The sequence below is a fragment of the Nocardia sp. NPDC055029 genome, from assembly GCF_053608525.1.
In genome coordinates this window covers 45,065-71,843 of sequence record NZ_JBSGVQ010000011.1, presented here as the reverse complement: position 1 = coordinate 71,843, position 26,779 = coordinate 45,065, and the positions used below count along the sequence as shown (strand labels likewise).

The 26,779-nt window shown below is 68.4% G+C and carries 25 protein-coding genes; 12 read left to right on the top strand and 13 right to left on the bottom strand.

Features of this window, described 5'->3' with window-relative positions; all coding sequences use genetic code 11:
* Positions 1–41: 41 nt before the first annotated feature.
* Positions 42–1,928, bottom strand: a complete 1,887-nt coding sequence (locus ACWF9G_RS12960; protein ID WP_452515333.1) for an ABC transporter ATP-binding protein — start codon at positions 1,926–1,928, stop codon at positions 42–44.
* Between the two features lie 158 nt (positions 1,929–2,086).
* Here ACWF9G_RS12960 and ACWF9G_RS12955 point away from each other — a divergent pair, with 158 nt between their 5' ends.
* Both ACWF9G_RS12955 and ACWF9G_RS12950 read left to right on the top strand, forming a co-directional pair.
* Complete coding sequence (locus ACWF9G_RS12955; RefSeq protein WP_452515331.1) at positions 2,087–5,188, top strand: FAD-binding and (Fe-S)-binding domain-containing protein; 3,102 nt, start codon at positions 2,087–2,089, stop codon at positions 5,186–5,188.
* Positions 5,189–5,515: 327 nt separating this feature from the next.
* On the top strand, positions 5,516–6,463 hold the full coding sequence (locus tag ACWF9G_RS12950) for a DNA-3-methyladenine glycosylase family protein (RefSeq protein WP_452515329.1): 948 nt from the start codon (positions 5,516–5,518) through the stop codon (positions 6,461–6,463).
* Here ACWF9G_RS12950 and ACWF9G_RS12945 read toward each other — a convergent pair.
* Positions 6,460–6,666 carry a hypothetical protein gene (locus ACWF9G_RS12945; protein WP_379306808.1) on the bottom strand — a complete coding sequence of 69 codons (207 nt, stop codon included), beginning with the start codon at positions 6,664–6,666 and terminating at the stop codon, positions 6,460–6,462. The genes ACWF9G_RS12950 and ACWF9G_RS12945 overlap by 4 nt on opposite strands.
* A 180-nt stretch (positions 6,667–6,846) precedes the next feature.
* On the opposite strand from ACWF9G_RS12945, the gene ACWF9G_RS12940 reads away from it, so the two are divergent.
* The 4 genes from ACWF9G_RS12940 (at position 6,847) to ACWF9G_RS12925 (ending at position 8,427) form a co-directional block, all read left to right on the top strand.
* The gene (locus ACWF9G_RS12940; protein WP_379306806.1) at positions 6,847–7,764 is read left to right on the top strand and encodes a helix-turn-helix domain-containing protein; all 918 of its coding nucleotides are present in this window, start codon (positions 6,847–6,849) and stop codon (positions 7,762–7,764) included.
* On the top strand, positions 7,761–7,979 hold the full coding sequence (locus ACWF9G_RS12935) for a DUF397 domain-containing protein (RefSeq protein ID WP_189031590.1): 219 nt from the start codon (positions 7,761–7,763) through the stop codon (positions 7,977–7,979). Before ACWF9G_RS12940 ends, ACWF9G_RS12935 begins: the two co-directional genes overlap by 4 nt.
* Positions 7,976–8,191 (top strand): DUF397 domain-containing protein, encoded by a 216-nt coding sequence (locus tag ACWF9G_RS12930; protein WP_452515327.1) that lies wholly within the window; start codon positions 7,976–7,978, stop codon positions 8,189–8,191. Before ACWF9G_RS12935 ends, ACWF9G_RS12930 begins: the two co-directional genes overlap by 4 nt.
* 98 nt (positions 8,192–8,289) lie before the next feature.
* The gene (locus ACWF9G_RS12925) at positions 8,290–8,427 is read left to right on the top strand and encodes a hypothetical protein (protein ID WP_229740032.1); all 138 of its coding nucleotides are present in this window, start codon (positions 8,290–8,292) and stop codon (positions 8,425–8,427) included.
* 49 nt (positions 8,428–8,476) lie between these two features.
* On the opposite strand, the gene ACWF9G_RS12920 is transcribed toward ACWF9G_RS12925, so the two are convergent.
* The 6 genes from ACWF9G_RS12920 to ACWF9G_RS12895 form a co-directional block, all read right to left on the bottom strand.
* Positions 8,477–9,223 (bottom strand): succinate dehydrogenase/fumarate reductase iron-sulfur subunit, encoded by a 747-nt coding sequence (locus tag ACWF9G_RS12920; protein ID WP_379306801.1) that lies wholly within the window; start codon positions 9,221–9,223, stop codon positions 8,477–8,479.
* 2 nt (positions 9,224–9,225) lie between these two features.
* Positions 9,226–11,160 carry a fumarate reductase/succinate dehydrogenase flavoprotein subunit gene (locus tag ACWF9G_RS12915; protein ID WP_452515325.1) on the bottom strand — a complete coding sequence of 645 codons (1,935 nt, stop codon included), beginning with the start codon at positions 11,158–11,160 and terminating at the stop codon, positions 9,226–9,228.
* 30 nt (positions 11,161–11,190) lie between these two features.
* Complete coding sequence (locus ACWF9G_RS12910; RefSeq protein WP_452515323.1) at positions 11,191–12,021, bottom strand: hypothetical protein; 831 nt, start codon at positions 12,019–12,021, stop codon at positions 11,191–11,193.
* A 228-nt stretch (positions 12,022–12,249) separates the two neighbouring features.
* Positions 12,250–12,540, bottom strand: a complete 291-nt coding sequence (locus ACWF9G_RS12905) for a hypothetical protein (protein ID WP_189031575.1) — start codon at positions 12,538–12,540, stop codon at positions 12,250–12,252.
* A gap of 192 nt (positions 12,541–12,732) precedes the next feature.
* Entirely contained in the window at positions 12,733–13,659 is a 927-nt protein-coding gene (locus tag ACWF9G_RS12900; RefSeq protein WP_452515321.1) for an alpha/beta fold hydrolase, read from the bottom strand.
* Between the two features lie 389 nt (positions 13,660–14,048).
* A complete protein-coding gene (locus ACWF9G_RS12895; RefSeq protein ID WP_379306793.1) occupies positions 14,049–15,230 on the bottom strand; it encodes an AAA family ATPase in 1,182 nt (393 codons plus the stop codon).
* 105 nt (positions 15,231–15,335) lie between these two features.
* On the opposite strand from ACWF9G_RS12895, the gene ACWF9G_RS12890 reads away from it, so the two are divergent.
* The 3 genes from ACWF9G_RS12890 to ACWF9G_RS12880 all read left to right on the top strand — a co-directional run bounded on the left by ACWF9G_RS12890 (position 15,336) and on the right by ACWF9G_RS12880 (position 16,904).
* Entirely contained in the window at positions 15,336–15,617 is a 282-nt protein-coding gene (locus ACWF9G_RS12890; RefSeq protein ID WP_379306791.1) for a hypothetical protein, read from the top strand.
* 360 nt (positions 15,618–15,977) lie between these two features.
* Positions 15,978–16,508, top strand: coding sequence for a C40 family peptidase (locus ACWF9G_RS12885; RefSeq protein ID WP_379306854.1), 531 nt, complete (start codon positions 15,978–15,980; stop codon positions 16,506–16,508).
* A 3-nt stretch (positions 16,509–16,511) separates the two neighbouring features.
* On the top strand, positions 16,512–16,904 hold the full coding sequence (locus ACWF9G_RS12880; protein ID WP_379306789.1) for an RNA-binding S4 domain-containing protein: 393 nt from the start codon (positions 16,512–16,514) through the stop codon (positions 16,902–16,904).
* Here the strand turns inward: ACWF9G_RS12880 and ACWF9G_RS12875 are convergent.
* Positions 16,901–18,031: a cation:proton antiporter gene (locus tag ACWF9G_RS12875; RefSeq protein ID WP_452515318.1), complete on the bottom strand. Its 1,131-nt coding sequence runs from the start codon at positions 18,029–18,031 to the stop codon at positions 16,901–16,903. The two genes, ACWF9G_RS12880 and ACWF9G_RS12875, sit on opposite strands and share 4 nt — an antisense overlap.
* Positions 18,028–18,405, bottom strand: a complete 378-nt coding sequence (locus tag ACWF9G_RS12870; protein WP_452515439.1) for a hypothetical protein — start codon at positions 18,403–18,405, stop codon at positions 18,028–18,030. The genes ACWF9G_RS12875 and ACWF9G_RS12870 overlap by 4 nt, the downstream gene beginning before the upstream one ends.
* A 172-nt stretch (positions 18,406–18,577) precedes the next feature.
* Here ACWF9G_RS12870 and ACWF9G_RS12865 point away from each other — a divergent pair, with 172 nt between their 5' ends.
* Positions 18,578–19,501 carry an MBL fold metallo-hydrolase gene (locus tag ACWF9G_RS12865; RefSeq protein WP_452515316.1) on the top strand — a complete coding sequence of 308 codons (924 nt, stop codon included), beginning with the start codon at positions 18,578–18,580 and terminating at the stop codon, positions 19,499–19,501.
* Between the two features lie 69 nt (positions 19,502–19,570).
* Here the strand turns inward: ACWF9G_RS12865 and ACWF9G_RS12860 are convergent, their stop codons facing one another.
* On the bottom strand, positions 19,571–20,506 hold the full coding sequence (locus ACWF9G_RS12860) for an NAD-dependent epimerase/dehydratase family protein (RefSeq protein ID WP_452515314.1): 936 nt from the start codon (positions 20,504–20,506) through the stop codon (positions 19,571–19,573).
* A 160-nt stretch (positions 20,507–20,666) separates the two neighbouring features.
* Between ACWF9G_RS12860 and ACWF9G_RS12855 the strand changes: the two genes are divergently transcribed.
* A complete protein-coding gene (locus tag ACWF9G_RS12855) occupies positions 20,667–23,039 on the top strand; it encodes a lysylphosphatidylglycerol synthase domain-containing protein (protein WP_379306781.1) in 2,373 nt (790 codons plus the stop codon).
* A 304-nt stretch (positions 23,040–23,343) separates the two neighbouring features.
* Positions 23,344–24,111, top strand: coding sequence for a GntR family transcriptional regulator (locus ACWF9G_RS12850; protein ID WP_379306779.1), 768 nt, complete (start codon positions 23,344–23,346; stop codon positions 24,109–24,111).
* 66 nt (positions 24,112–24,177) lie between these two features.
* Here the strand turns inward: ACWF9G_RS12850 and ACWF9G_RS12845 are convergent, their stop codons facing one another.
* Both ACWF9G_RS12845 and ACWF9G_RS12840 read right to left on the bottom strand, forming a co-directional pair.
* Positions 24,178–25,296, bottom strand: coding sequence for an NAD(P)H-dependent flavin oxidoreductase (locus ACWF9G_RS12845; protein WP_452515312.1), 1,119 nt, complete (start codon positions 25,294–25,296; stop codon positions 24,178–24,180).
* A gap of 43 nt (positions 25,297–25,339) precedes the next feature.
* Positions 25,340–26,698: a WS/DGAT/MGAT family O-acyltransferase gene (locus ACWF9G_RS12840; RefSeq protein ID WP_379306850.1), complete on the bottom strand. Its 1,359-nt coding sequence runs from the start codon at positions 26,696–26,698 to the stop codon at positions 25,340–25,342.
* Positions 26,699–26,779: the final 81 nt, after the last annotated feature.

Genomic DNA, 26,779 nt, shown 5'->3' with positions numbered 1-26,779 from the left:
CCCACCTGCCGACGGTGACAGCAGGTGGGGAACAGTTATATCTAGACCGCGGTCTTGACCGGGACCGGTTCGTCGGCGAACTGGGTGCGGTAGAGCTCGGCGTAGCGACCGTCGGCGTTGAGCAGGTCGGCGTGGGTGCCGCGCTCCACGATCCGGCCCTGCTCGAGCACCACGATCAGGTCCGCGGCGCGGATCGTCGAGAGCCGGTGCGCGATCACCAGGGCGGTCCGGCCGTGCAGCGCCTCGGTGAGCGCTTCCTGCACCGCGGCTTCCGAGGTGGAGTCCAGCGAGGCGGTGGCCTCGTCGAGGATCACCACGCGCGGCTGCTTGAGCAGCAGCCGGGCGATGGTCAGGCGTTGCCGTTCGCCGCCGGAGAGCCGGTAGCCGCGTTCACCGACGACGGTGTCGAGGCCGTCGGCGAGCGAGCCGACCAGGTCGCCGAGGCGGGCCCTGCGCAGCGCGTCCCACAGCTGCTCCTCGGCCGCTTCCGGTTGTGCCAGCAGCAGATTCGCGCGGATCGTGTCGTGGAACAGGTGCCCGTCCTGGGTGACGAGGCCGACCGTGCGCTGGATCGATTCGGTGGTCAGCTCGCGCACATCGGTGCCGTTGAGCCGGACCGCTCCGGAATCGACGTCGTAGAGCCGCGAAACCAGTTGGGCGATGGTCGATTTGCCCGCGCCCGAGGATCCGACCAGGGCGACCAGCTGGCCGGGTTCGGCCCGCAGCGTCACCTCGTGCAGCACCTCGACGCCACCGCGGGTGTCCAGGGTCGCGACGTCTTCGAGCGAGGCGAGCGACACCTTGTCGGCCGAGGGGTAACCGAAGTCGACCGCGTCCAGCTCCACCGCCACCGGACCGTCCGGCACCGGGACCGCGCCGGGCGCGTCCTCGATCAGCGGCTTCAGGTCGAGCACCTCGAAGACGCGCTCGAAGCTCACCAGGGCGGACATGATCTCCAGGCGCGCGCTGGCCAGGGCGGTGAGCGGGGTGTAAAGGCGGGTCAGCAGCAGCGACAGCGCGACGACCGAACCGGCGTCGAGACTGCCCTGTAGCGCGTACCAGCCGCCGAGGCCGTAGACCAGCGCGAGCGCGAGGGCCGACACCAGCGTCAGCGAGGTGACGAAGGTGGTCTGCAGCATGGCGGTGCGCACGCCGATGTCACGGACCCTGGTGGCGCGCACGGCGAACTCGGACGATTCCTGCTTCGGCCTGCCGAACAGCTTGACCAGGGTGGCGCCGGGCGCGGAGAAACGCTCGGTCATCTGGGTGCTCATGGCGGCATTGAGCTGGGCGGCCTCGCGCTGCATGGCGGCGAGCCGGTTGCCTGCGCGGCGAGCCGGGATGACGAACACGGGCAGCAGCACGAGGGCGAGCAGGGTGATCTGCCACGAGATGCTGAGCATCACGGCCAGGGTCAGCGCCAGCGTCACCAGGTTGGTGACGACGCCGGACAGCGTGTCGCTGAACGCGCGCTGCGCGCCGATCACATCGCTGTTCAACCGGCTCACCAGGGCGCCGGTCCTGGTGCGGGTGAAGAACGCGACCGGCATCTTCTGCACGTGATCGAACACGGCGGTGCGCAGGTCGAGGATCAGCCCCTCACCGATCCGGGCGGACAGCCAGCGGATGACCACCCCCAGCCCGGCGTCGAGGATCGCGAGCCCGGCGATGGCGAGGGCGAGCAGCACGACGATCCGCGGTGCCGAACCGCCGACGATGTCGTTGACGACCCGTCCGGCGAGCACCGGCGTCGCCACGCCGAGGATCGCGGCCACCACGCTGAGCAGCAGGAACCCGGAGATCCGGCGCTGGTGCGGGTCGGCGAAGCGGAGGATGCGGCGTGCCGTGGCCAGGCGGAACGGCCGTTCCTCCTCTGGCGCGTTCATCCGCCGGTACATCTGGCTGTAGGCCACCGATTCGATACTCACTGCCACACTCCTCTTCGCTCCCCACCCATCGAACTCCTGCCCACCGACACTAAAACCTCAACAAAGGTTGACCGCAAATACTTTCCGCCGACGGCCGGTTCCGCGCACAGCGAAACCGGGCGCGGAAAGCCGCGGGTGGGGCCGAATAGGCTGGTCGGGTGGACGAGATCCGGAGTGCGGAGCTGCTGGCCGATGCCCTGCGTGGCCGGGTCACCTGTGCGGTCGACGCCTCGACGCGCAGGCTCGCGGAGTACTCCTCGGACGCCTCCAACTACCGGGTCAGGCCCGCGATGGTCGTGTTTCCCCGCCACGATTCCGACGTCGCCGCGACGGTGAGCTTCGCCCGCGAACACGGGTTGGCGGTGACCGCGCGCGGCGGCGGCACCTCGGTAGCGGGCAATGCGGTCGGCCCCGGCATCGTGCTCGATTTCAGCAGGCATATGCGGGCCATCCGGGCGGTCGATCCCGAGGCGCGCACGGCGCTGGTACAGCCGGGCGTCGTGCTGTCGGACCTGCAACGACGGTTGCGACCCGACGGCCTGCGGTTCGGACCCGATCCGTCCACCCAGGACCGCTGCACGCTGGGCGGGATGATCGGCAACAACGCCTGCGGTCCGCACGCGCTGGCCTGGGGACGCACCTCCGATACCGTGCGATCGCTGCGCGTCATCGACGGGACCGCGACGCAGCGCATGCTCGGCACGAATCCTGCCGAAATACCTGGCCTTTCCAGCTTCACGAATACCCACCTCGCGGTGTTGCGCACCGAGCTGGGCAGGTTCGACCGCCAGGCCTCCGGCTACGGTCTGGAACATCTACTGCCGGAACGCGGTTCGTCGATCGCGAAGGCGTTCGTCGGCACCGAGGGCACCTGTGGGCTGCTGCTCGAGGCCGAGATCGAGCTCACGCCGCTGCCTGCCGCGACAGTGCTGACCGTGCTCGGCTATCCCGATATCGCCACGGCGGCAGACGATGTCGCCGCGGTGATGGGATGCGCGCCCGTCGCGGTGGAGGGTATCGACGCCGGGTTGGTCGACCGGGTGCGCGCCCATCGCGGGACGGTGCCCGAGCTGCCGCGCGGCCGCGGCTGGCTGTTCGTCGAAACCGCGGGTGCGAGTGCCGCCGAAGCGCTGGCCGCGGCCGAGCGGTTGTGCCGGGAAGCCAATGCCGACGACTACCGGATCGTCACCGATCCCGCTGCGACTGCGGCACTGTGGCATATCCGCGCCGACGGGGCGGGATTGGCCGGGCGGACGCCGGACGGGAAACCGGCGTGGCCCGGCTGGGAGGACGCCGCCGTCCCGCCCGAGCGCCTTGGCACGTACCTCCGTGAATTCGCGGCGCTGACCGGTGAATACGGAGTCGACGGACTGCTGTACGGCCACATCGGTGACGGCTGCATCCACGTCCGCCTCGACTTCCCGATCGCGGACGCGCCACAACAGTTCCGCTCCTTCCTGTTCGAGGCCGCCGAACTGGTAGTGCGCCACGGTGGCTCGCTGTCGGGCGAACACGGCGACGGCCGAGCCAGATCCGAACTGCTCGCGGTGATGTACTCCCCCGCCGCCCGCGCCGCCTTCGCCGGATTCAAGGCCCTGTTCGACCCCGATGACGTGCTCAATCAGGGAGTACTGGTCGCGCCGAATCCGGTCGACGCCGATCTACGCGTGGCTGGGCTCCGGCCGCTGGCCCCGGCAGGCGGCTTCGCCCTGTCCGCCGACTCCGGCGATCTGTCCACAGCTGTGCACAGATGTGTAGGAATCGGCAAGTGCCGTGCGGACACTCGCGGTTCCGGCGGCTTCATGTGCCCGTCCTACCTGGCGACCGCCGACGAAAAGGACACCACACGCGGCCGGGCCAGAGTGCTGCAGGAAGTAGTGCGCGGCGAACTCGACTGGCGCGCACCGGCAGTCGAGCAATCCCTGGACCTGTGCCTGTCCTGCAAGGCCTGTGCCTCGGACTGCCCCGCCGGCGTCGACATGGCGACCTACAAATCCGAAGTCCTCCACCGCCGCTACCACCATCGCCTACGCCCCCTCGACCACTACGTCCTCGGTCAACTCCCCCGCTGGCTCACCGCCGCACAACGCTTCCCCCGCCTCGCCAACGCCCTCGCCGCGCGCCCGCTGCTCCGGCGCACGGCCATGCGCGCCGCGGGAATCGACCCCCGCCGCGAGGCTCCAGTACTCGCGACGACATCATTCCGCCGAATCTGGCAGGACATCGGCGGCGACAACCGCACAGATCCGGCCGCGATCGCCCTGCAGCGCACCCCGCACCGCCACCTCCTGCCGAACCTGCTCCCAAACACCGAGACGCATACTGCCGCGACGCCTGCCGCGACGCCTGCCGATGACAAGGCGGCAGACGGCCCGACTGCGGGCGACGCGGCTGCGGGTGACGCTGCGGCTGGCGGCCAGGTTGTGGGTGATGCGGCGCTGGGCGAGGCGGCTGCACGTGACGCGGCTGTGGGCAACGCAGCGATTGGTGAGGCGGCTGCAGGTCCCTCAGCGACGGGCGACGCGGCAATGGGGTGGGCAGGTCTACCGGCCGCTACCACCGGTGAGGTGATGCTGTGGGTCGATACGTTCACCGACACGTTCGCACCGGACAACGCCGTGGCCGCGACGTTGCTGCTCGAACAGCTCGGCTATCGCGTCCGTATCCCGGCGGCTCGCGTCTGTTGCGGACTGACCTGGATCACCACCGGCCAGCTCGACGGCGCCCGCGCCCGCCTACGCGCCACCCTCGACGCGCTGGCCGATCACGTGGCGGCGGGTGGCCTTGTCGTCGGCCTCGAACCGTCGTGCACCGCCACACTGCGCGCCGACCTGCCCGAACTACTCCCGGAAGATCCTCGCGCACCACAGGTCGCCGCCGCCGTGCGCACCCTCGCCGAATTCCTGCTCGAGCATCCCGGTTGGCAGCCGCCACGGCGCACCGGCGAGAGGGTCGTCGTCCAGCCGCACTGCCACCAGCACGCCGTGGGTGGCTTCGCCGCGGAACGCAGGCTGCTGGCCGCGATGGGCGTCACCGTCGACGAGCTCGCCGGGTGCTGCGGGCTGGCAGGCAACTTCGGCATGCAGAAAGGCCACTACGACGTCTCGGTGGCGGTCGCCGAGAACGCGCTGCTCCCGGCCCTGCGCGCCGCCCCGCCCGCGACGACGTTCCTGGCGGACGGCTTCTCCTGCCGAACCCAGGCCGAGCAGCTGGCGGGTGTGCGCGGTGTGCCGTTGGCGTCGTACCTGCTCGGCGGCTGACCCGGCCGTTCGGCCCACCCGCTGCGACCCCGTTCCCGCCGGTGGTGGCTCGGTTCGATAGGCGCAAGAACTCGCCAGCTCAGCGGCCTGCGCAGCCGGATGCTCAGCTGCCGTGCGGCAGCGTCCCCGGCGCGAGCTGGTACCCCGAACTGCCCGCGGACCCGCTGCCCCACGCTGCCAGCAGCCAGTTGAGCGCGTTGGTGATCATCGGTTTACCTCCTACGGCGATGGGGATGCCAGATGTTTGCCATCGGAGGGGTATCGCGGTCCACGTGGCGAACATTACGAATCCACATCCGCACCGGATCGGGCGCGCACAATGGTCGGGTGCGCGATCAGACCCTCGACCCCGGCCTGACGACGGCCGGGGTGTCCAGGACCGTCCGGTCGACCAGGCCGTTCGACGTCGGGCTGACCGTGGTCCCGCTGCGGCGCGGCGGCGGCGACCCGTGCCATCACGTCGACCTCGACGGCGCGCACTGGCACGCCTCGCGGATGCCGAGCGGCGTGGTCACCTACCGGCTCACCCAGGACGGCCGCGACGGTGCGCATGCGCGGGCGTGGGGGCCGGGCGCCGAGGAATTCCTGGCCGGTCTGGACCGGATGCTCTGTCTCGAGGAAGACCTCGACGACTTCGCTCCCGACCATCCCAAGCTGGTCGAAGCGCATCGCGTGGTGCCCGGCCTGCGCATGCTGCGGACCGGGCTGGTATTCGAGTCGCTGGTGCCCGCGATCCTCGAGCAGAAGGTGCACACGAAGTCGTCGTTCGCGTCCTGGCGGAGCCTGGTGCGCGAGTTCGGGACGAAGGCGCCAGGTCCGGCACCCGCCGGTCTGATGGTCGCGCCCGACGCCGAGACCTGGCGGCGCATCCCGTCGTGGAAGTACCACCGCGCCAATGTCGGGCCGCAGCGCGCGCAGACGATCGTGCGCGCCGCCAGGGTGGCCGACTCGATCGAGCGCACCGCCGACCTGCCGCCCGCCGAGGCCGCGCAACGGTTGCGCAGCCTCCCCGGCATCGGTGTCTGGACGGTTGCCGAGACCGCGCAGCGGGCCTTCGGTGACGCCGACGCCCTCTCGGTCGGCGACTATCACCTGGCCGCGGTGGTCGGCTGGAGCCTGCTCGGCCGCCCGATCGACGACGCGGAGATGATCGAGTACCTGGAACCGCTACGCCCGCACCGCTATCGAGCGGTCCGGCTGCTCGCGCTCAGCGGCCAGGCGCGCAAACCGAAGTTCGGCCCGCGCACCCCGATCACCGATCACCGGCACCGCTAACGGATCGCGCGCTGGTCGAGCACGCAGCGCCCCGACTCCACCAGGGTGTCGCGCGCCCGCCTGCGCACCCGGCACTCGTCGACGGTGCAGTCCAGGTGCGATTGCATTGCGGCATGGGCCTGTTCGGCGTCCATAGGGCCCGGATCGGTGCCGCAACCGAGTAGTGCAGCGGCAACATGCATGTTCACATCGCTCAATTGCATGAACCAAGCACAGCACGCAAACGCCCGGCTAACGGTCAGTACACGCCGATCCCGATATTTAGCGCGAATTCCCAGCACAAGATCCAAGGGGGAGTGCAGGATTCCCCATAGTGGACGAAATCCACCGCCAGACCGGGGTTATGGGTCGTGGCGGGTTGCGAACACAGGAGGAGTGGGGCTGTGGCAACGAACGCATCGACCGGAGCGGGTGGCACGGCGGCGGGTGTCTCCTCGACACTGCCGCGCCGCCAGCTCGGGCGCTATCTGCGCGATTGGCGAACCCAGGCGGGTCTGACCATCGCCGAGGCGGCCAAGTTGATGGAATGGGGCGCCAGCACACTGCAGCGCCTGGAAAAGGGTCAGGCCGATCGCATTCGGACGATCGACATCCACGAACTGTGCCGGATCTACGGCATTCCCGACGATCTCGCCGAAGGATTGACCGGCCTCGCGCAGCAGGCCGCTGTCAAGAGCTGGTGGCACGCCTACGGCGATCTGATTCCCGAAAACTTCGACGTCTATGTGGGTTTGGAGGCATCGGCGCATCGGTTGCGGGCCTATCAGTCCGAATTGGTCCTCGGCCTACTCCAGACGGCCGACTACGCGCGGGCGCTGAATCACCTGGGCTATCCCAAGGATTCGGTCGACGAACTCGACCGAAGGGTCGCGTTGCGGCTGCAACGGCAGGCGTTGATCACCCGCAAGCATTCGCCCGCAGAGATCGATGTGGTTCTGCACGAATCGGTATTGCATCGCATCGTCGGTGATGCAAAGGTAATGGCTGCGCAGCTGCGACATCTTGCCGACACGAGTACCCGAAGCAATGTGGCTCTGCGTATCCTGCCGTTTGCCGCCGGTGTTCCACTCGGAGTCTCCACCGGACCTTTCACGGTTCTCGAGTTCGGCACCGACAGCAAGGGGCAACCGGTCGAACCGCCGGTGGTGTATGCCGAAGGCTTCACCGGCGATCTCTACCTGGAACGACGCGCGGATGTCAGAAGGTACGACCGGGCTCACGAGTGCCTCCAGCGTCATGCGCTGGATATTCAACCGAGTAGAGACCTGCTGCGGCGGGTCGCGAAGGAGTATGTGGCATGAGTTTCGATCTCGTCGACGCACACTGGTTCAAGAGCACGCGCAGCGGCGCTGGCAAGGACTGCGTCGAAGTCGCGTTCCTGTACGGCGGGCGCGTCGGCGTCCGTGACAGCAAGAACCCGGCGGGCCCCGCTCTGGTCTTCGACGGACCGAGCTGGGACGCCTTCACCCGCGGCATCGACAACGGCGCGTTCGCCTGCGCGCTTGGCGCACGGTGAACAGCAAGCGCACCATCGACACCACCGGCGCCACCTGGCTGCGGGCGGGCACCGCGGGGGCGGGCAGCAGCGTCGAGGTCGCCATGCTGGACGACGGGTATGTCGCCCTACGCGATGGCAAAAACCCCGGCGGGCCGGTGTTGATCTTCACCCCGAGCGAATGGGCCGCGTTCACCGCGGGCGTGCACGACGGCGAGTTCGATCGCCCTTGATCACGTTTGGATCAAGACGCGGCGGGTAACCCTTGGTTATGGACCGAGGGTTGAAGAAAATGCCACCCCGGTACCGGAGGCTGGCGCCTGAGGACGGGGTGGAGCGCCTGATCGTGATACTGCTTTTCGCGGTGTCGTCGGTCGGAATCTATGTGCTCACCGGCTCGTTGCTCGCGGCGCTGTTCATCGGATTACTGGTCGGATTAGTCGCGGTAGGGACTGTAGCCGTGTTGTAGGTAGCAGTCGCTGCGGGGTTCGCCTGCGCGGACCCCGCAGCGCAGCTGCCTACCGCCGGAACAGTTTGTTGCCCAGCCAGACAATCGGGTCGTATCGACGATCGACGACGCGCTCTTTCAACGGAATCAACGCGTTGTCGGTGATCTTGATGCCTTCCGGGCAGACCTCGGTGCAGCATTTGGTGATATTGCAATAACTCAGACCCGCTTCCTCCTGCGCCAATTCGCGGCGATCGGCGGTGTCGAGCGGATGCATCTCCAGTTCGGTGATGCGCATCAGATAGCGCGGCCCGGCGAAGGCCTGCTTGTTGTCCTCGTGATCACGCACCACATGACAGGTGTTCTGGCACAGGAAGCACTCGATGCACTTGCGGAACTCCTGTGAGCGCTCCACGTCGACCTGTTTCATCCGGTACTCGCCCGGCGCGAGATCCGCAGGAGGCGTGAAAGACGGTATCTCCCTGGCCTTCTCGTAATTGAACGAGACGTCGGTAACGAGGTCCTTGATGATCGGGAACGTGCGCATCGGCGTCACCGTGATCACCTCGTCCTGGGTGAACGTCGACATTCGCGTCATGCACAGCAACCCCGGTCTGCCGTTCACCTCCGCCGAACACGAACCACATTTGCCCGCTTTGCAATTCCAGCGCACCGCGAGGTCGGGCGCCTGGGTGGCCTGCAGGCGATGGATGATGTCGAGCACCACTTCGCCCTCGTTCACCAGCACCGTGAAGTCCTCGAGACCGCCGCCGTCGACATCACCGCGCCAGACCCGGAACCGGGCGTCGTACCCCATCGCTACGCCTTTCCCTCGGCCGAGCTCGCGGCCGGATGTTCGGCCAATTCCTGCCCGGTGTAGTACTTCTCGAGTTCGCTCAGTTCGAACAGGGCGAGCAGGTCCTCGCGCATCGGCGTCTGATCGGCCGGGGTGACCGTGATCGCCGGCATCTGCTGTCCCGCCGTGGCGGGGTCGATCGCGCAGACCAGCAGTTTGTTGCGCCAGTCCGGATTCATGCCCGGGTGGTCGTCGCGGGTGTGCCCGCCGCGGCTCTCGGTGCGCAACAGCGCGGCCTCGGCCACGCATTCGCTGACCAGCAGCATGTTGGCCAAGTCGAGCGCCAGGTGCCAGCCGGGATTGAACTGCCGCTGCCCTGCCACCGTGACGTTGGCGAATCTGGCGCGCAGCTGCGCCAGCTTCTCGATCGCCTCGCGCACCTCGTGTTCCTTGCGGATGATGCCGACCAGGTCGTTCATCGTCTCCTGCAACTCGCTGTGCAGGGTGTAGGGGTTCTCGCCGGGACCGGCCGCGGGTGGATCGAACGGTGCCAGTGCGGTTTTCGCGGCTGCCTCGATATCGGCGCCGGCCGGTGCGGGCCGCTCGGTGAGCTGCTTGACGTAGGCCGACGCGCCGAGCCCGGCCCGCCTGCCGAATACCAGCAGGTCCGACAGCGAGTTGCCGCCGAGCCGGTTCGAGCCGTGCATGCCGCCGGAACACTCACCGGCGGCGAACAATCCGGGGACAACGGCCGCGCCGCTGTCGGGGTCGACCTCGATGCCGCCCATCACGTAGTGACAGGTCGGGCCGACCTCCATCGGTTCGGCGGTGATGTCGACGTCGGCCAGTTCCTTGAACTGGTGATGCATCGACGGCAGCCTGCGCACGATCTCGTCGGCGGGCATCCGGGAGGAGATATCCAGGTAGACGCCACCGTGTTCGGTGCCGCGCCCGGCCTTGACCTCCTCGTTGATCGCTCTGGCGACCTCGTCGCGGGGGAGCAGGTCGGGGGTGCGGCGCGCGGAATCGTTGTCGCGCAACCACTGATCGGCCTCGGCCTCTGTCTCGGCGTACTGGCCCTTGAACACCGGCGGGATGTAGTCGAACATGAACCGCTTGCCCTCGGAGTTCTTCAGCACGCCACCGTCACCGCGCACGCCCTCGGTGACCAGGATGCCCTTCACGCTCGGCGGCCAGACCATGCCCGTCGGATGGAACTGCAGGAATTCCATGTTGATCAGCGTCGCGCCCGAGCGCAGCGCCAGCGCGTGCCCGTCGCCGGTGTACTCCCAGGAATTCGAGGTCACCTTGTAGGACTTGCCGATGCCGCCGGTGGCGAGCACGATCGCGGGCGCCTTGAACAGCACCAGGCCGCCCGACTCACGCCAGTACCCGAACGCGCCCGCGATGCGGCCGTTGTCGGTCAGCAGTTCGGTGATCGTGCACTCGGCGAAGACCTTGATCCTGGCCTCGTAGTCGCCGGTGGCCGCGTGGTCCTCCTGCTGCAGCGAGACGATCTTCTGCTGCATGGTGCGGATGAGCTCGAGTCCGGTGCGGTCGCCGACGTGGGCAAGGCGCGGGTAGGTGTGGCCGCCGAAGTTGCGCTGGCTGATCCGCCCGTCCGGTGTCCGATCGAACAGCGCGCCATAGGTTTCCAGCTCCCACACCCGGTCGGCGGCTTCGCGCGCGTGCAGTTCGGCCATCCGCCAGTTGTTGAGGAACTTGCCACCACGCATGGTGTCCTTGAAATGGGTCTGCCAGTTGTCCTTCTCGTTGGCATTGCCCATCGAGGCCGCGCAGCCGCCCTCGGCCATCACGGTGTGCGCCTTGCCGAACAACGACTTACACACCACCGCGACCGAGAGCCCCTGCTCCCTTGCCTCGATGACGGCACGCAATCCGGCGCCGCCCGCCCCGATCACCACGACGTCGTAGTCGTGTTGTTCCACTTCTGGCATGTCGATGAAGCTCCTCGAGTCGACGCGAAATCAGTTGACGAACCGCAGGTCCGAAATGGTCTGGCTCGCAACCAACATCACGTAGAAGTCGGTGAGCGCGAGGGTGCCGAGGGTGGTCCAGGCCAGCGCCATGTGGCGGGTGTTGAGCTTGGAGACCTGGGTCCAGAACCAGTACCGCACCGGATGCGCGGAGAAGTGCTTGAGCCTGCCGCCCGCGATGTGCCTGCACGAGTGGCACGACAGGGTGTAGGCCCACAGCAGAATGACGTTGACGGTCAGCACGATATTGCCGAGACCGAAGCCGAAACCGCCGGTGTCACCGTGGAATGCGGTGATCGCGTCGTAGGTGTTGATCACCGATACCACCACCGCGACATAGAAGAAGTAGCGGTGCGAGTTCTGGATGATCAACGGCAGCCGCGACTCACCGGTGTAGCGCGTGTGCGGTTCGGCGACCGCGCAGGCCGGCGGGGAGAACCACACCGAGCGGTAGTAGGCCTTGCGGTAGTAGTAGCAGGTCAGCCGGAAGCCGAGCAGGAACGGCAGCACAACGAAGCCGAGTGGGATCCACATCGGGAGTTCGCCGAACGGGGTGCCGAAGTGGCTCGATCCCGGTGCGCAGGAGTCGCTCAGGCACGGGGAGTAGAACGGCGTCAGATAGTGGTACTGCGGCACCCAATAGGCCGTGCGCACAAACGATCTGATCGTCGCGTAGCCGACGAAGGCGGCCAGGCCGATTGCGGTGAGCAGGGGTGGCAGCCACCACCGGTCGGTGCGCAGGGTGCGCGCGGCGATACGGGCTCTCGTCTTGCTGAAGACGCCCGTGCCGGACGGCGGGGTGGTGGTCGGTGCGGCACTCACGGTGGATGCCTCGCTGATCTAGGCCGTGCGGCGGTTGATCATTCCCCACCGCGATGGATTGTGATGTGGAGCACCATACGCCTGTGTTATCGCCGCTCGAGCCGGGTCTCCCTCAACCGGCCATGACCGCCTCGGTGATCTCTGTCACAGGCCGGGAATGCCGGGTCCGGACAGGGGTCGGCGCGGCGACCCTGGGTGGCAGGACCGCCGCGCCGGTGAACAGGTCTTCTATTTGGTTCGCGGCCGGGAGTGGAAACCGAGCCCCTCGTCCTGCGCGCCCATCCAGGCGGCCTCGTCGGACTTGCTGTCCGGGACATAGATCGGTTCCGCCCTGCGTGGGGCGGCGAGCTCCGGCGGTGGCGCCTGCTCGAACTCCTCGGCATCGATGACGAGCCGCTCGAGGTCGTTCTCCAACCTGCGCACGGTGGCTGCGTCGCCGTAGTTGGAGCGCAGTGCGCCGATCGATTGCCGGAGTTGGCCGACCGCGTAGCGCAGTTCCGCGATATCGCTGCGTGTCATCGTTACCTCCTGTGTATATGGCGGGCATACCGACTCGTCGGATCACCTGGCACGCCCGTGAACTCCCGGGCCGCACTGCACCGAGCCGTGTGACTCACCACACAACGTGATCTCCACCACAATAACCGAGCTTTTCGGTTTGCGCCCGAAGTTGGGTCGGATCCCGCGGTTGCCGTCCGGTAACTCGCGACCTCAGCCCGCGACGGCGTAGTGCTTGCGGACGCCCTCGGCCGCGCGCTCGACCAGCGTGGCGATCGAGTGGGCGACCTCCTCGGCGCACTCGAGGATGACGCTGTGCCCCGCGCCCTCGATTCGCACCAGTTCGGCGCCCGCCAGCTGGGAGGCGAGCACCACCGAGTGCGTGAACGGCACCATCAGGTCGGCCGAGCCTGCCAGCACCAGGGTAGGCAGCTCGCTCAGTCGCGGCAGGGTGTGTGCCTCGTCGAAGGTCAGCAGCGAGCTCAGGAAACCCGACATCGTCAGCAGCGGCGTCTCGTTGAGGATCGCGGTCGCGATCGCGGCGACCCGCGGGTTCACCCGCCTGGTCCCCGCGCTCGCCTCGCGGATCAGCGGTCCGAAGATCCAGCGCGAGAAGCGCTTCGACGCCTGCATCACCCGCGGCGCGTGCACGACGGCCCGCTGGAGCGAGGCGACGGCGTGCCGGTTGAGCAGCCTGCCGAGGCCGACCTCGGTGATCCCGCCCGCCGCGCCGGCGATCAACCCGATCCCGGCGACCCGCTCGCCGATCGCCGCCGGGAACAGCCGGGCGTAGGCCAGCAGCACCATCGCGCCCATCGAATGGCCGACCAGCACGACCGGCCCGGTGGGCGCGATCGCGCGCAGCACGGCGTCGAGGTCGGTCGCGAGCTGGTCGATCGTGTAGGTCGTGTGGTGGGCGTGCCCGGATTCGCCGTGGCCGCGGTGGTCGTAGAACACCATCCTTGTCCCCGCGTCCCAGTGCCGGAGCAGCTGTTCGCGCAGGATCGCCCAGGACTCGGTGTGCAGGCAGTGGCCGTGGACGAAGACGACGGTCAGCGTCGCGTCGGCGGCGCCGAAGGTGCGGACCGCGATCGGCACGCCGTCGTCGGCGGTGACCGTCGCGCGTCGGACTGTGTTCATCGGAGCGCTGGCGCGCTCGGGTTCGCGGCCCCTTGGGTCCCGCTGATCAGGCGCCATGGCTTGCTCCTTCGTCGCCTGCGCCATGACGCCTGATCAGCGGGACGGCCGCGAACCCGCCGCTGCGCGGCGGGCCCCTCCTCGGGGTCGGGGCGTGTGTGGCGTGGTGGTCCTGTATGGACATTTTCGAATCAGATTTCCGGGCCGTTAGCCCGCGAATCCTCGCGTTATCCAGCTGATGCGCAACCGAATCCGGACGGGCTCCGGTCGTTATCAAGGAGACTCTTCGGCTTTCTAGCGCTATTGCTAGAAATCTGTAGATCAACCTGCGGACGCAGCCCGTGAGGTCCGTATCGGCATATCTAGTAGAAGGGCTAGATAGCCGAAGAGAGCTATACGCTTCGGAGGTAGCGGCCGAAGTGCGGGACCGTGAAGCCGATCGTGCCGCGTTCGGCCGAGTAGATCAGGCCCTTCTTGATCAGGCCGTCGCGCGCGGGGGAGACCGAGGCGGGCTTGCGGCCGAGCTCGGCGGCCACCGCCGACGTCGCCACCGGGCCGTCGTCGCCGGCGAGATCGGCCATCGCGCGCATGTACTCGCGCTCGGCGGGCGTGGCGCGCTCATAGCGGGAACCGAAGAAGCCGACCGCCAGTTCTTCCTCGGCCGTCGGTGCGGCGACCTCGACGTCCTCGGCGGTGATCGGGCTCTCCGGCGCCTGATCCCAGGCCGCCTTGCCGTAGGCCTGCACGAAATACGGGTAGCCGTCGGCCTTCTGATAGAGCGAGTCGAGGGCTTCGGAGGTGAACTTCACCTCTTCGCGCTCGGCGGGGGCGATCAGCGCGAGGTCCGCCGATTCCCGGTCGAGCCGATCGATGCGGTGATAACTGAACAGGCGCTCCGAGTAGCTCTTGGACGCCGAGAGCACCGCGGGCAGATGCGGCAGCCCCGCGCCGACGACGATCAGCGGCGCGGCGTCCTGGCTGAGCTCGTGGCAGGCGCCGCAGATCGCGGACACATCGGCAGGGCCAAGATCCTGCATCTCGTCGATGAAGATGCCGATCCCGACGCCGATGTCGGCCGCCAGCGCAGCGGCCTCCTTGAACAGCTCGATCAGGTCGATCTCGATATCGCCGGAATCGGCGCGCCCGGTCACCGCGGGTACATCGATGCCGGGCTGCCAGCGTTCGCGCATGCCCTTGTCGGCGGTGGCGCGCAGGGCGAAGGCCTTGAGGATGCCGAGGAAGTCGTCGACGTGTTCGGGATTGCGGTGCGCCATCGCGATCGCGCGTACCGCCATGTGCAGCGCGGACGACAGCGGCCTGCGCAGATCCTGATCCGGCCGCGCCTCGATCTTGCCGGTCCCCCAGCTGCGCGAGACAGCGGCCGAGCGAAGCTGGTTGAGCAGCACGGTCTTTCCCACGCCACGCAAACCGGTGAGCATCACGCTGCGCTCCGGCCTGCCCCTGGCGACGCGCTCGAGCACGATGTCGAAGGCGGCGAGTTGCTTGTCGCGCCCGGCCAATTCGGGTGGACGTTGGCCGGCGCCGGGGGCGTAGGGATTGCGCACGGGGTCCATGCCGGACAACCGTAGCGCGTCGGCACGGCAGAATCTCGGTAACTCTGGGCTGTGTCCTAGATACTGCTAGCGAACGTAAGACGAGCGGAATGGGGACGGAGCGGCATGGTCGAGGAATCCTGGCGCGATGGTCACGACGCCGAGCCTGAGGTGGCCTCCACCGCCGAGATCGTCGCGGGTTGGGAGCTGCCCGCGGGCGCTTTCCTGGCCGACACCATCCGGCGCGGCGTGCTCGCCACCATCGACGCCGGATACGACGATCCGGCGGCGATCGCCGACCTGGCGATCGGGCCGCTGGTGATCGCGCTCGGCAGGCTGGAAGTCGACCTGGCCGACGCGCGCACGCGCATCGCGGAACTGGAGCGACGGCTCGCCCGCCGCGGTTGATAACGAATGCCCGCTGCGGAGATCGAGCCGTTATGCGTGGCGACACGCCGGGGAAATGCCCCTTGTCCTGCGGATTCGCGGATGCAGGGAAAACAACTTGCGCGCTTCGCTGGACAGCCTGCATCACAGGCCGTAATCTTCTCGTGACTTAGTGGAGTCTGTCGCTTCGTCAGAGAAACGGCGCCATTGAGTCACCGCCGAACAGTCGTCGCACCAAGCGATTCCGACGACGCGGTGGTGGAGCAGCAAGATCGGAGACTCGTCTCGGTGGGTAAACACAGCTTGCAGCGGGATTCTCGACTGCCGAATTCCGTCAAGGGTGCACTCGTCCTGGGTGCGGTGGCCGCCACGACCGGTGCGATGCCCGCGATTTCGCAGGCCGCCACGATCAACATTCCCGGCCTCGGTAACTTCGATCTGCCGCCGGAGCTCGAGCAGCCCGCGCAGCAGGTGGAGAAGCAGCTCCAGGCGATGGTCGCGCCGCAGGGCCAGGCCGCTCCGCAGCTGCCGAGTGTCAACTTCGACAACCCGTTCCAGCAGCAGCAGTCGGCGGGCAACGTCGCGCTCGACGCAGCGCGGACCAAGCTCGGCGCGGTCTACAGCTGGGGTGCCGCAGGCCCCTCGAGCTTCGACTGCTCCGGCCTCGTGCAGTGGGCCTACCGTCAGGCCGGTATCGAACTGCCGCGCACCAGCTTCGAGCAGTCGCACGTCGGCGCTCCGGTGTCCTTCGACAACCTGCAGGCCGGTGACATCGTCATCACCAACGGTGGCGGCCACGTCGGCATCTACGCGGGCAACGGTCAGCTGCTGAACGCGGTGCAGTCGGGCACCCCGGTGTCCTACACCCACCTCAGCGCCGACGACGTCGTCACGGCTCGCCGTATCGTCTAAGGGGTGAGCCCCGCCGAACAACGCTCCATCACCCAGGCCCGCGTCGATTCGTGGATCTGGGCGGTGCGATTGTTCAAGACGCGCTCGGCCGCGGCGGAAGCCTGTCGTGGCGGGCACGTGCGTGTCAACGGTGTGACCGTGAAACCGGCGCACCAGCTGAAACTCGGCGACGAGGTCAGGATCCGGCACGCGGGTATCGAACGCATCGTCGTCGTGGAGCGGATCATCCACAAGCGCGTCGGACCACCGATCGCCGCACAGTGCATGATCGACCGCAGCCCGCCGCCACCGCCGAAGGAAGTCCTCGCGTCCATCCCGCAGCGGGAACGCGGTGCGGGCAGGCCGACCAAACGCGAACGCCGCGAAACGGATCGGCTGATGGGCCGCTCCGACTAAACAGGCGCTTTCGCCGCCAACCGGCTCGCCGCCATCGTCGCGATCGCGATCGTGCACAGGGTGGCCAGCATGATCGCCGAACCCTCACCCGGCACCAGCACCCCCAGCTGACTCCCCACCGTCACCGCGGCGACCGGCACCCCGATCTGTGCCGCCGCCAGCGCACCGTAGGTCAGCGGCTGCCCGATGACTCGTGTCGTGCAGTGCACCGCGACCGCGCCGAGACCGAGCGCCAGCCCTAGCAGGATGAACTGCGGATGCTCCCCGAGCTCACGCAGATCCAGCCGCGCCCCGAGCCAGACGAAGAACAGCGGCGCCAGCAGACCGTCGCTGATCGCGAACACCTGCTTGGCCACCCGGCGCGGTTCACCGACACCCGCCACCGCCAGCCCGGCCGCGAACCCGCCGAGCATGATCGACACGTGCATCGCGCTCGCGACCCCGCACAGCGCGAACACCAGCACCAGGCTCACCCGCAGCTCCAGGGTCAACTTGCGCTCCTCGGACACCACGTGCACCTGCCGCTGCGCGCCCGTCTGCTGCAGATACCGCAGGATCAGGAACATCACTCCCGCACAGGCGGCGACCACCACCGCACCGAGCGCGGCCCGCGCCGCATTGCCCGGGTCGATCACCAGTGGCAACGCCACGATGCAGGCGGTGTCGGCGATGGCGACCTGGGCGGTCAGCGCGAGCACCGGCGGTCCGCTCAACCGCAGCGAGTCGATGATCGGCAGCGCCATCGCCGCCGAGGACGACGCCATCAGCACCGCGTAGATCGCGCCGTGGCCGATGCCGAAGGCCTGCGCCACCGCCCAGCCCGCGACCGCCGCGACGACGCCGACCAGCGCGGCCCGCACCACCCCGGCGCCGAGCGCCCCGCGTACTGCCGGATCGCGAACCGGAACATGGGTGCCCGCCGCGAACATCACCAGCGCGAACCCCATATCGGCGAGGAAGACGAAGATCGGATCCTCGGCGTCGAGAATCCGCAAGCCCGTGGTGCCGAAGATGATCCCGGCGATCATCTCGCCGAGGATGACCGGCAGATGCAGCCGTTTCGGCAGGGCGAGCAGCGGCCCGGCGACCCCGAGCGCGACGACCAGCGCCAGGGTCGTGAAGGTCACGGCATCGCGGCGATCTTGGCGGGGATCTCCGCGTCTTCGTCGGCGAAGTAGAGCGCGCACACCCGGTGGTAACCGTCGGCGATCAGCATCGGCACATTCCTGCGGCAGTCACCGCGCACCAGCAGGATCGGCGAGAGCGGCTTGCCCTCGTTGATCTTGAGCAGGTCCTTGCGCACGTGCGGGTTGTCGGGCGTGAGCGCTTCGAGCTGGGAGGCGCGCAGAATGTCCTTCGCCTTCTTCACGACCACCGGTGCGCTGCGAAGTTGGGCCACGATCGCCTCGACCACCGTCGCGTCGCCGAGCAGCTCGAGGTAGTCGGCGGCGGCCGGATAGTCGTGTTCCTCCGGCGTTGCCTTCCATTGCACCTGGACGATGTGGTCTGCCATCGGATCATCATCCGCCGAGGTCGCCGGAGTTAGCGGGACAGTCGCTGGATGTTGTCGTTTGTTTGCGTGATCGGTATGCGCGCACGCCTCCCCGAAAAGTACGTGGTGGTCGGGTTGTGGGCAATCGCCTACGGTGGCAGCTATGGGTGAGCGCAGGCCGATGTTATCGACGCTTCTTGCCTGCTGTGTCGCTGCCGCCGCCACGGTCCCGCGCCTGGTGTGGCCGCGTCAGGCCGATGCCGCTTTCCTCGCCGAGCTCGACTCGGCCCCGCTTCCCCCGGCGCACAACACCGTCGAGCTCACCGCGCTGATCCAGGCCGACCTGTCCGCGCCGACGGCGATCGTCGCCGAGGGCGTGCGGACACTGCGCTCGACACCGATGACCATGGCGACCTTCCTGGTCCGGCACCCGTCGGCCACCTTCCTGGTCGACCCGGCGATCTGCGCCGGCGTGCACGAGCGGGTGCTGCCCGAGCTGCCGTTCCCCGTCTCGCTGCTGGTCGCGCCAGAGCAGCCGGTGCACGGCCTGAGCGAGGTGCTCGCCGCCAACGCGCTGACCGGCGCCGACATCGACTTCGTCCTGCCGACCCACCTGCACTGGGACCACGTCGCCGGGTTGTACGAGCTGCCCGGCTGGGTGCCGATCCGGGTGCCCGACATCGAATACCGCTGGGCGATGGGCGGATCGCACGCCCCGCTCGGCGTCGCGCGCGGTCCGCTGCGCGGCCGCGTCTTCGATCTCTACGACCTCGACGGACCGCCGGTGCTCACCTTCGCCCGCAGCCACGACCTGTTCGGCGACGGTTCGGTGCTGCTGGTCGACCTGGCCGGGCACACGCCGGGCAGCGTCGGTGTGCTGCTCGCCGTCGACGACGGATCGCGGGTGCTGCTGGCGGGTGACGCGGTGTGGAGCACGCTGCAGGTCGAGCTGCTGCGGGAGAAGGCTCCGATGCCGGGCGACCTGTTCGACGACGATCGCGACGCGGCCTTCGAAACCGTCCACCGCTTGCACGCGCTGCCCGAGGGCATCGAGCTGATCCCGGGACACGACCGCGCCGCTGTCACCGCACGCGCCGCGCACTGACTCGCCGCGCGCCACGCAGCAACCGCCGGCACCGCGCTGTGACGACCGCGCGACCCCGACGCAGAATCGTCAGTGCGCTGCGAGCCCTTCTACAACGCTCGCGTACCGCGGCCGCCACCCCAGTTCCTCGTGCGCCAGCGCGCTCGAGATCCGCATCGAAGTATCGGACATGAGCGCGCCGATATAGGGCACAGCCAGCCGAATCATCCACGCGGGCAACCGGATCGGTCGCGGCGTGTCATGGCTGCGGGCGACTTCGCCGAAGAACTCACGCCAGGTGATCGGCGTATCGTCGGCCAGGTTGTACGCCCGCCCCGCCGTCCCGCGTTCGAGCGCGGCGACCGTCGCGGCCGCGGCATCGTCGACGTGGACCCAGCTAACCCAGCTGTTCACCCCGCCGGAACCGAGCGGCCCGACCGGGCTGTGCTTGCGCATCATGTCGGCGAACAGGTCGCTGAACGCGCCGGGACCGTAGAACAGCCCATACCGCAACGCGATTCCGTCGACCGGCGCCGCGAAGACCAGATCCTCCCCGGCGACGGTCGCGCGCACGACCTCGTCGGCCACGCCGCCGTTGTACACGCCGAACTGATCGCGCTCGGTGACCGGCCGGTCGCCGTGGTCGTGATAGCCGTAGCCGAGGATCAGCGACTGGGTGAGGAAGCGTCCCGCGCCGACCAGCCCGGCGGCCTCGAGCAGGTTGGCGGTGCCGACGGTGCGCAGCAGACCGGTCGGATCGTCGGCCGGAATCCGGCGCTGCACCTTCGCGTCGCGCAGCGCGGTCGCCTCGTGGATCACGGCATCGGCGCAGGCGCCGTCGAGCGCGCGGAGCAGCCCGTCGCGGTCGAGGACGTCGGCGGTGATCGGCTCGGCGCCGAGTTCGCGCACGAGCGGATGGGAGTCGGGATTACGCACGATGGCCGACACCTGATGACCGTTCGCGGTCAGCGCGCGGATGAGCGGGCGGCCGATGGCGCCGGTGGCGCCTGCGAGCAGAACCTGCATGAGAGTTCCTTCCGGGCGAGCGAGTGTTTCCCTGCTACCTGGACGAGCTACAACCCGACGATGTGACGGTCTGTGACCGGCCTCACCAGGGCGGAGGCGGCCGGAAGCTTGTGCGATGTCACGGCGGGTCGACGGCGTGTCGGTGTGTATCGTGCGGCTCATGCGAGTCGACGGTCGGGAGATCCCGGTCACGGGAAGTCTCCTGCAGCCGCTGACCCGGCGGACCAGCGACATCATCCGGGTCGTGCTTGCGGCTATCGGGGTCGGAGTGGTGGTCGCCGGCTCGTTGATCACCAGGCCGGAATGGCTGGCGCTGGAACGGGCGGTGTCCAATATCGTCGACTTCCTCAGCCAGGACCAGTCCACCATGATCTACCTGGTCTACGGAATGCTCATCCTGGCCCTGCCGTTCGCCATCCTGATCGAACTGGTGGTGCGCAGGCAGTGGAAGCTGCTCGCGGGATACGCGGCCGCTGGTCTGTTCGCCCTGCTGGCGCTCTCGATCACCGGGGCGGGGATCTCGACGCCGAAATGGCATCTGCCGGTGCCGGACCGATTCGACACCTTCCTCGCGCAGTTCCTCGACGACCCGCGCTGGATCGCGATGCTGGCCGCGATGCTCACCGTCTCCAGCCCGTGGCTACCGGTACGGCCACGGCGCTGGATGTGGTTCCTGCTGTTGATGTTCGCGCCCATCCACCTGGCGGTCAGCTCCGTGGTGCCTGCCAGGGCGATGCTCGGGCTGGTGGTCGGCTGGCTGGTCGGGGCGGTGATCGTGTGGCTGGTCGGCACGCCCGCGCTCGAGGTGCCGCTGGAGGCGGCAGTCCGGGTGCTGGCCCGGCGCGGCTACACCGTGCGGGCCTTCCGGGTCGACCGGCCCGCCGGGCGCGGCCCGCTGCTGCTCGCGACGGACGTCGACGGCCCGGAGTCCGAGCTCGTCGTCGAGATGTACGGCAAGAACCAGCGCAGCTTCGGCGCGGTCAGGCAGTTGTGGCGCTGGATCACCTTCCGGTCCAGCGAAACCGCGCCGCTGCACGGGTCGATGCACCGGGCGGTGGAACATCGGGCGTTGCTCGGCATCGCGATCGGCGACGTCGGCATGGCCGACTGCAGGCAGGTCGCCGTGGCGGGCCTTGACCGCGGCTGGATGCTGTACGCGCACACCCTTCCCCACGGCACCCCGATCCGGAAGCTGTCGGCGCAAGTGCTGCCCGGGGTGTGGCGTTCCTTGCTGCGCTTGCACGAGCACCAGATCAGCCTCGGTGACCTGCAGGCCGGCTATGTGCGAGTCCACCAGGGCGACACGCTGTTCGGCGGCTTCGCGGCCGCCGAGTTCGGCGCCTCCGAGGCGCAACGGCAGACCGACATCGCCCAGTTGCTGGTCACCACGACCTCGCTGTACGGCAAACACGAAGCGGTGTCGGCGGCGATCGAGGTGCTCGGGGAGAGCGCCGTCGTCACCGCGGCCAGGCGGCTCACGAAATCGGCCATGCCGACCGGCATCCGCAAGTCGGTGCCCGACTGGACCAAGGTGATGGCCACCGCGCGCGAGGAGATCCGCGAGCAGACCGGGCACGACCGCATCCAGTCCGCGCAGCTCACCCGCTTCACCCGCAACCAGATCATCCAGCTGGTGCTGTTGGGCGCGCTGGTCTACGTGGCCTACCCGTTCTTCAGTCAGGTGCCGACCTTCTTCAGTCAGCTGCGCACGCTGAACTGGTGGTGGGCGCTGCTCGGCCTGGTGATCACGGCGCTCACCTACCTCGCCGCGGCGGTCGCGCTCGGCGCGTGCGCGGACTGGGTGGTCAAGATGCGTTACCTGTTCCTGGAACAGCTGGCCAACACCTTCGTCGCCACGACCACCCCCGCAGGCGTCGGTGGCCTGGCGCTGAGCGTGCGGTTCCTGCAGCAGGCGGGCATGACGACCATGCGCGCCACGGCCGCGGTTGCGCTGCAGCAATCGGTGCAGGTGATCACCCACGTCGTGCTGCTGGTCGTGTTCAGCGTGGTGGCGGGTACCTCGACCAATCTCGCCCATATCGTGCCCGACGCGACGGTGCTGTACCTGGCCGCGGGCGTCGGGGTCGGGCTGATCGGCGCGTTCATGTTCGTGCCGACACTGCGCCGCTGGGTGAATCAATCGGTGCGCCCGCAGTTGACGGAAGTCCTCGGCGAACTCGCCGACCTGGCTCGCGACCCCATCCGGTTCTCGCTGATCGTCGGCGGCTGCGGTGCGATCACCCTCGGTAAGGCGTTCGCGCTGTGGGTGAGTATCGAAGCCTTCGGCGGCGGTACGGATTTCGTCGCCGTCACCATCGTCACCATGATCGGCGGCACGCTCGCCTCGGCCGCGCCGACACCCGGTGGCGTCGGCGCGGTCGAGGCCGCGCTGATCGGTGGTCTCGCGGCCTTCGGCGTGCCCGCCGAGATCGCGGTCCCCGCTGTTCTGCTCTACCGCGTCCTGACCTGCTGGATCCCCGTCGCCCTCGGCTGGCCGATCATGCGCTGGATGAGCGAGAAGGAAATGATCTGAGCCGCGCGGCCGGAATCACTGTTTAGCTGTCCCGTTGCCTGCGTAGTCAAACATGGTGGCGCGCAATGCTGTCTGATCCACGCCAGGCGCTGTGCCACACATGTTTCCGCCGGTTCCGCCGTCGGCGGCAAGGCCATGGTGGATTGCCGAGGGATTGCCGATCGGGCCGGTCGGTTGGTTCTTCGCGATGATCGGCCGCCCGACGTGAACCGCCCCACAGCGACCGCGGGTGGGTGCGGGGTGGGGATTCTGCGCATAAACTGTCTGGGACGTAGCCGGATGATGACCGAGAGGTGTTGTTTCGATGGGATCCCGGACGGTGGTCGCCGACGTCGCCGACGAGTTGGCACGCCGGGTAGCCACCGGCGAATACCGGCCCGGCGAGCTGATGCCGTCGGTCCGCCAGGTCGCCGACGAGTTCGGGATGAACCGCGCCACCGCGCAACTCACCCTCGGCAGGCTCGAGTCCTACGGCTTCGTCGAGGCCCGTCGTGGCAAGGGCTTCACGATCCGCGACGTCAGGGAAGAGGGCGGGATGGATGTCTACCGGCATCTGTTCCGGTTCTCCGTCACCGCGCCCGACGTCGCCGCCGAGATGTTCACCGACATCGTCGAGGTGGAACGCGGCATCGTGCTGGAGGCACTGCTCGGCTACACCGAGGCGGAGAAGGTGCTCGATCCGGCCGAGCTCGCCGCCGCCGTCGACGAGCTGGAGGCGATGGCCCGCCAGTCCGTGCCCGATCACGTACGCATCATCGCCGCCGAGATCGCCCTCGTGCGCAAGCTGCTCGGCGTCCTCGGGATGAGCATGCAACGCGCCGTGCTGAATTCGGTAGCCGACATGGTCGTCGAGGTGCCGGAGGCGATCGCCGCCTACTTCGCGGTGGCGCCGGATCTGCACGTGCTCGTCTGGCGGGCGCTGCTGGCGGTGTGGGATGCCGAGTCGGCGCCGACCGAGGCCCAGCTCGCCCTGTTCGAGGACCTGTTCGCGCTGTATCACGAGAAGGTGATCGCCCGCTTCGACGAACTCGTCGGCGCCACGCCCGTGGAATCCGCGGCCGCCACCGCCTGAGCGAACCGGCTCAGCTGTCTGGGTCGGATTTCGGCGGGGACGGCCGCGACGGCCGGTTACGGTGGGTCAGCCGTTGAGCTTGGTCAGCCGGTCGTACGCGGTGACGTACTCCTCGACCAACCGGTTGACCACATCGGCACTGCGCTCGATCTTGTTCATCATGCCGACGACCTGGCCGACCGGATTGAAGTTCACGTCCTTGGCGGCCTCGGGGTAGCGATGCCCGCGCTTCACGCCGTCGAGGGCGACCATCATCTGCAGCGGCATCGGCAGCGGATCGGGGTTCTCGGTGTCCTCCCACGCGTCGGTCCAGTCGTTGCGCAGCATGCGGCACGGCTTGCCGGTCCAGGAGCGCGAGCGGATGGTGTCGTGGCTGGTGGCCTCGAGGTAGGTGTCCATCTGGGCAGGCGGCACATTGGCCTCCTCGACGGTCAGCCACAGCGAGCCGGTCCACGCGCCCGCCGCGCCCATCGCCAGCGCCGCCGCGACCTGCGCGCCGTTGCCGATACCGCCGGCGGCCAGCACCGGCGTATCGCCGATGGCATCGATGACCTGCGGCCACAGCACCAGCGACGACACCTCGCCACAGTGCCCGCCGCCCTCGGTGCCCTGGCACACCACGAAGTCCAGCCCGGCCGCCTTGTGGTTCATCGCGTGCTTGACCGAACCACAGAGGGCGCCGATCACGCGGCCGGAGTCCTGGATGCGCTTGACGACGTCCTCGGGCGGAGTGCCGAGCGCGTTCGCGACCAGCTTCGCCTTCGGGTGATCGAGGATCACGTCGACCTGCGGGCCCGCGGTGGTCGCGGTCCAGCCGAGCAGCTCGTTGTGGTGCTCACCGTCGGGCAGCGCCGGCACGCCGTGGTCGGCCAGGATCTTCTGGGCGAAGTCGCGATGGCCCTGCGGAACCATCTGCGCCAGCTGCTTCTCCAGCTGCTCGGGGCTCAGGCCTTCCACGCCCTTGCCCTCGTACTTCGACGGGATCACCAGGTCGACGCCGTAGATGCCGTTGACATGCTCGTCGAGCCAGGCCAGCTCCACTTCGAGCTGTTCGGCGGTGAAGCCGACGGCGCCGAGCACGCCGAGTCCGCCCGCGTTGCTCACCGCTGCCACGACATCGCGGCAGTGCGTGAAGGCGAAGATGGGGAACTCGATGCCGAGTTGTTCGCAGAATTCGGTACGCATACCGAACTGTAACACGTTCTAGTTTGTTCGATAAGGGCAAATTTCAGACGGCCGCGGCCTCCAGCTCGGCCAGCGAGTCCTCCAGGTGATCGAGGAGTCGATGCAGGTCGGGCAGGGTGCGGCGGCAGCCGACCAGTCCGAAATCGAGGTTGTCGCCGTTGGAGGTGAGGGTGATGTTGACGGCCTGGCCGTCCAGCGGGATCGACAGCGGGTAGCTCGCGTCGAGCCGCGACCCGTTCCAGTACAGCGGCTCCCGCGCGCCCGGCACGTTCGAGATGACGATGTTGAACGGCGGCGTCGCCATCGAGGCGAAACCGGGCAGCAGCATCGCCGCCATCGGGCTCAGCATCACCCCGGCGACCGCGAGCGTCTGGGCGGGCGTCAGCGAGCGGTAGACCTCCTTGTTGCGCCGCGTCGACTCGCTCACCACCCGCAGCCGCTCCAGCGGATCGGCGACATCGGTGCCCAGATTGCACAGCAGCGCCGCGATCTTCACGCCCTGGGTGTCGGTGTCGTCCTCGTCGCGCAGCGACATCGGCACCATCGCGATCATCGGCTTGTCCGGCAGGGCGTCGCGTTCGAGCAGGTAGGCGCGCAGCGCGCCCGCCGACATCGCCAGCACCACATCGTTGACGGTGGTGCCGGTCGCCTTCTTCACCTGCTTGACCCGGTCCATCGACCAGCTGCGCACCACGCACTTGCGCGCACCGCCGATCGGCACGTTGAACAGCGTGCGCGGCGCCTCGAACGGCAGCGTCAGCTGCTGCTGCAGCAGGCCGGTGCGGGTCGCCCGCATCAGCGCGGCGGTCGACGAACCCGCCGAGCCGAGGTTGCCGAGCAGCCCGCCCAGCCGGGATCGGTGGTCGCGCGGCTGGTCCGTTCGCTGCTTGCGCGGCAGGTTCCACGGCGTCTTGATCTCGGTCGCGAACGGATCGGTGGTGAGCGTGCGCCGCAGCAGCCGCTGCGCGGAGACGCCGTCGATCAGCGAGTGGTGCATCTTCGAGTACAGCGCGAACCGGCCGTCGGCCAGGCCCTCGACGAAGTGCACCTCCCACATCGGGCGATGCCGGTCGAGCAGGGCGCTGTGCAGCTTCGAGGCGTGGTCGAGCAGCTGACCCATCCGGCCCGGCGCTGGTAACGCGCTGCGCTGGACGTGATAGTCCAGGTCGACCTCCTGGTCCTGGGTCCAGGCCAGCTGGGGCGCGCCGAGCCAGGTGGCGGGCCGCTTGCGGAAAGTCGGCCTGCAGGTGTTGTCGGCGAGCAGGGTGTCGCGGAACTCGCGCAGATAGTCCGGCCCCGCGTCCTCGGGCGGCTCGAACAATTGCAGTGAGCCCACATGCATCGGGTGCTCACGGGATTCCGCGAGCAGGAACAGCGCATCCAACGGCGCGATGAACTCCATCACAAATCGCCCCCTGACGAGAGTGGTTCGGTGCAAGTCTTCAGACAATCGACCACGCTGTCGGGTCGGCAACGCGACGCG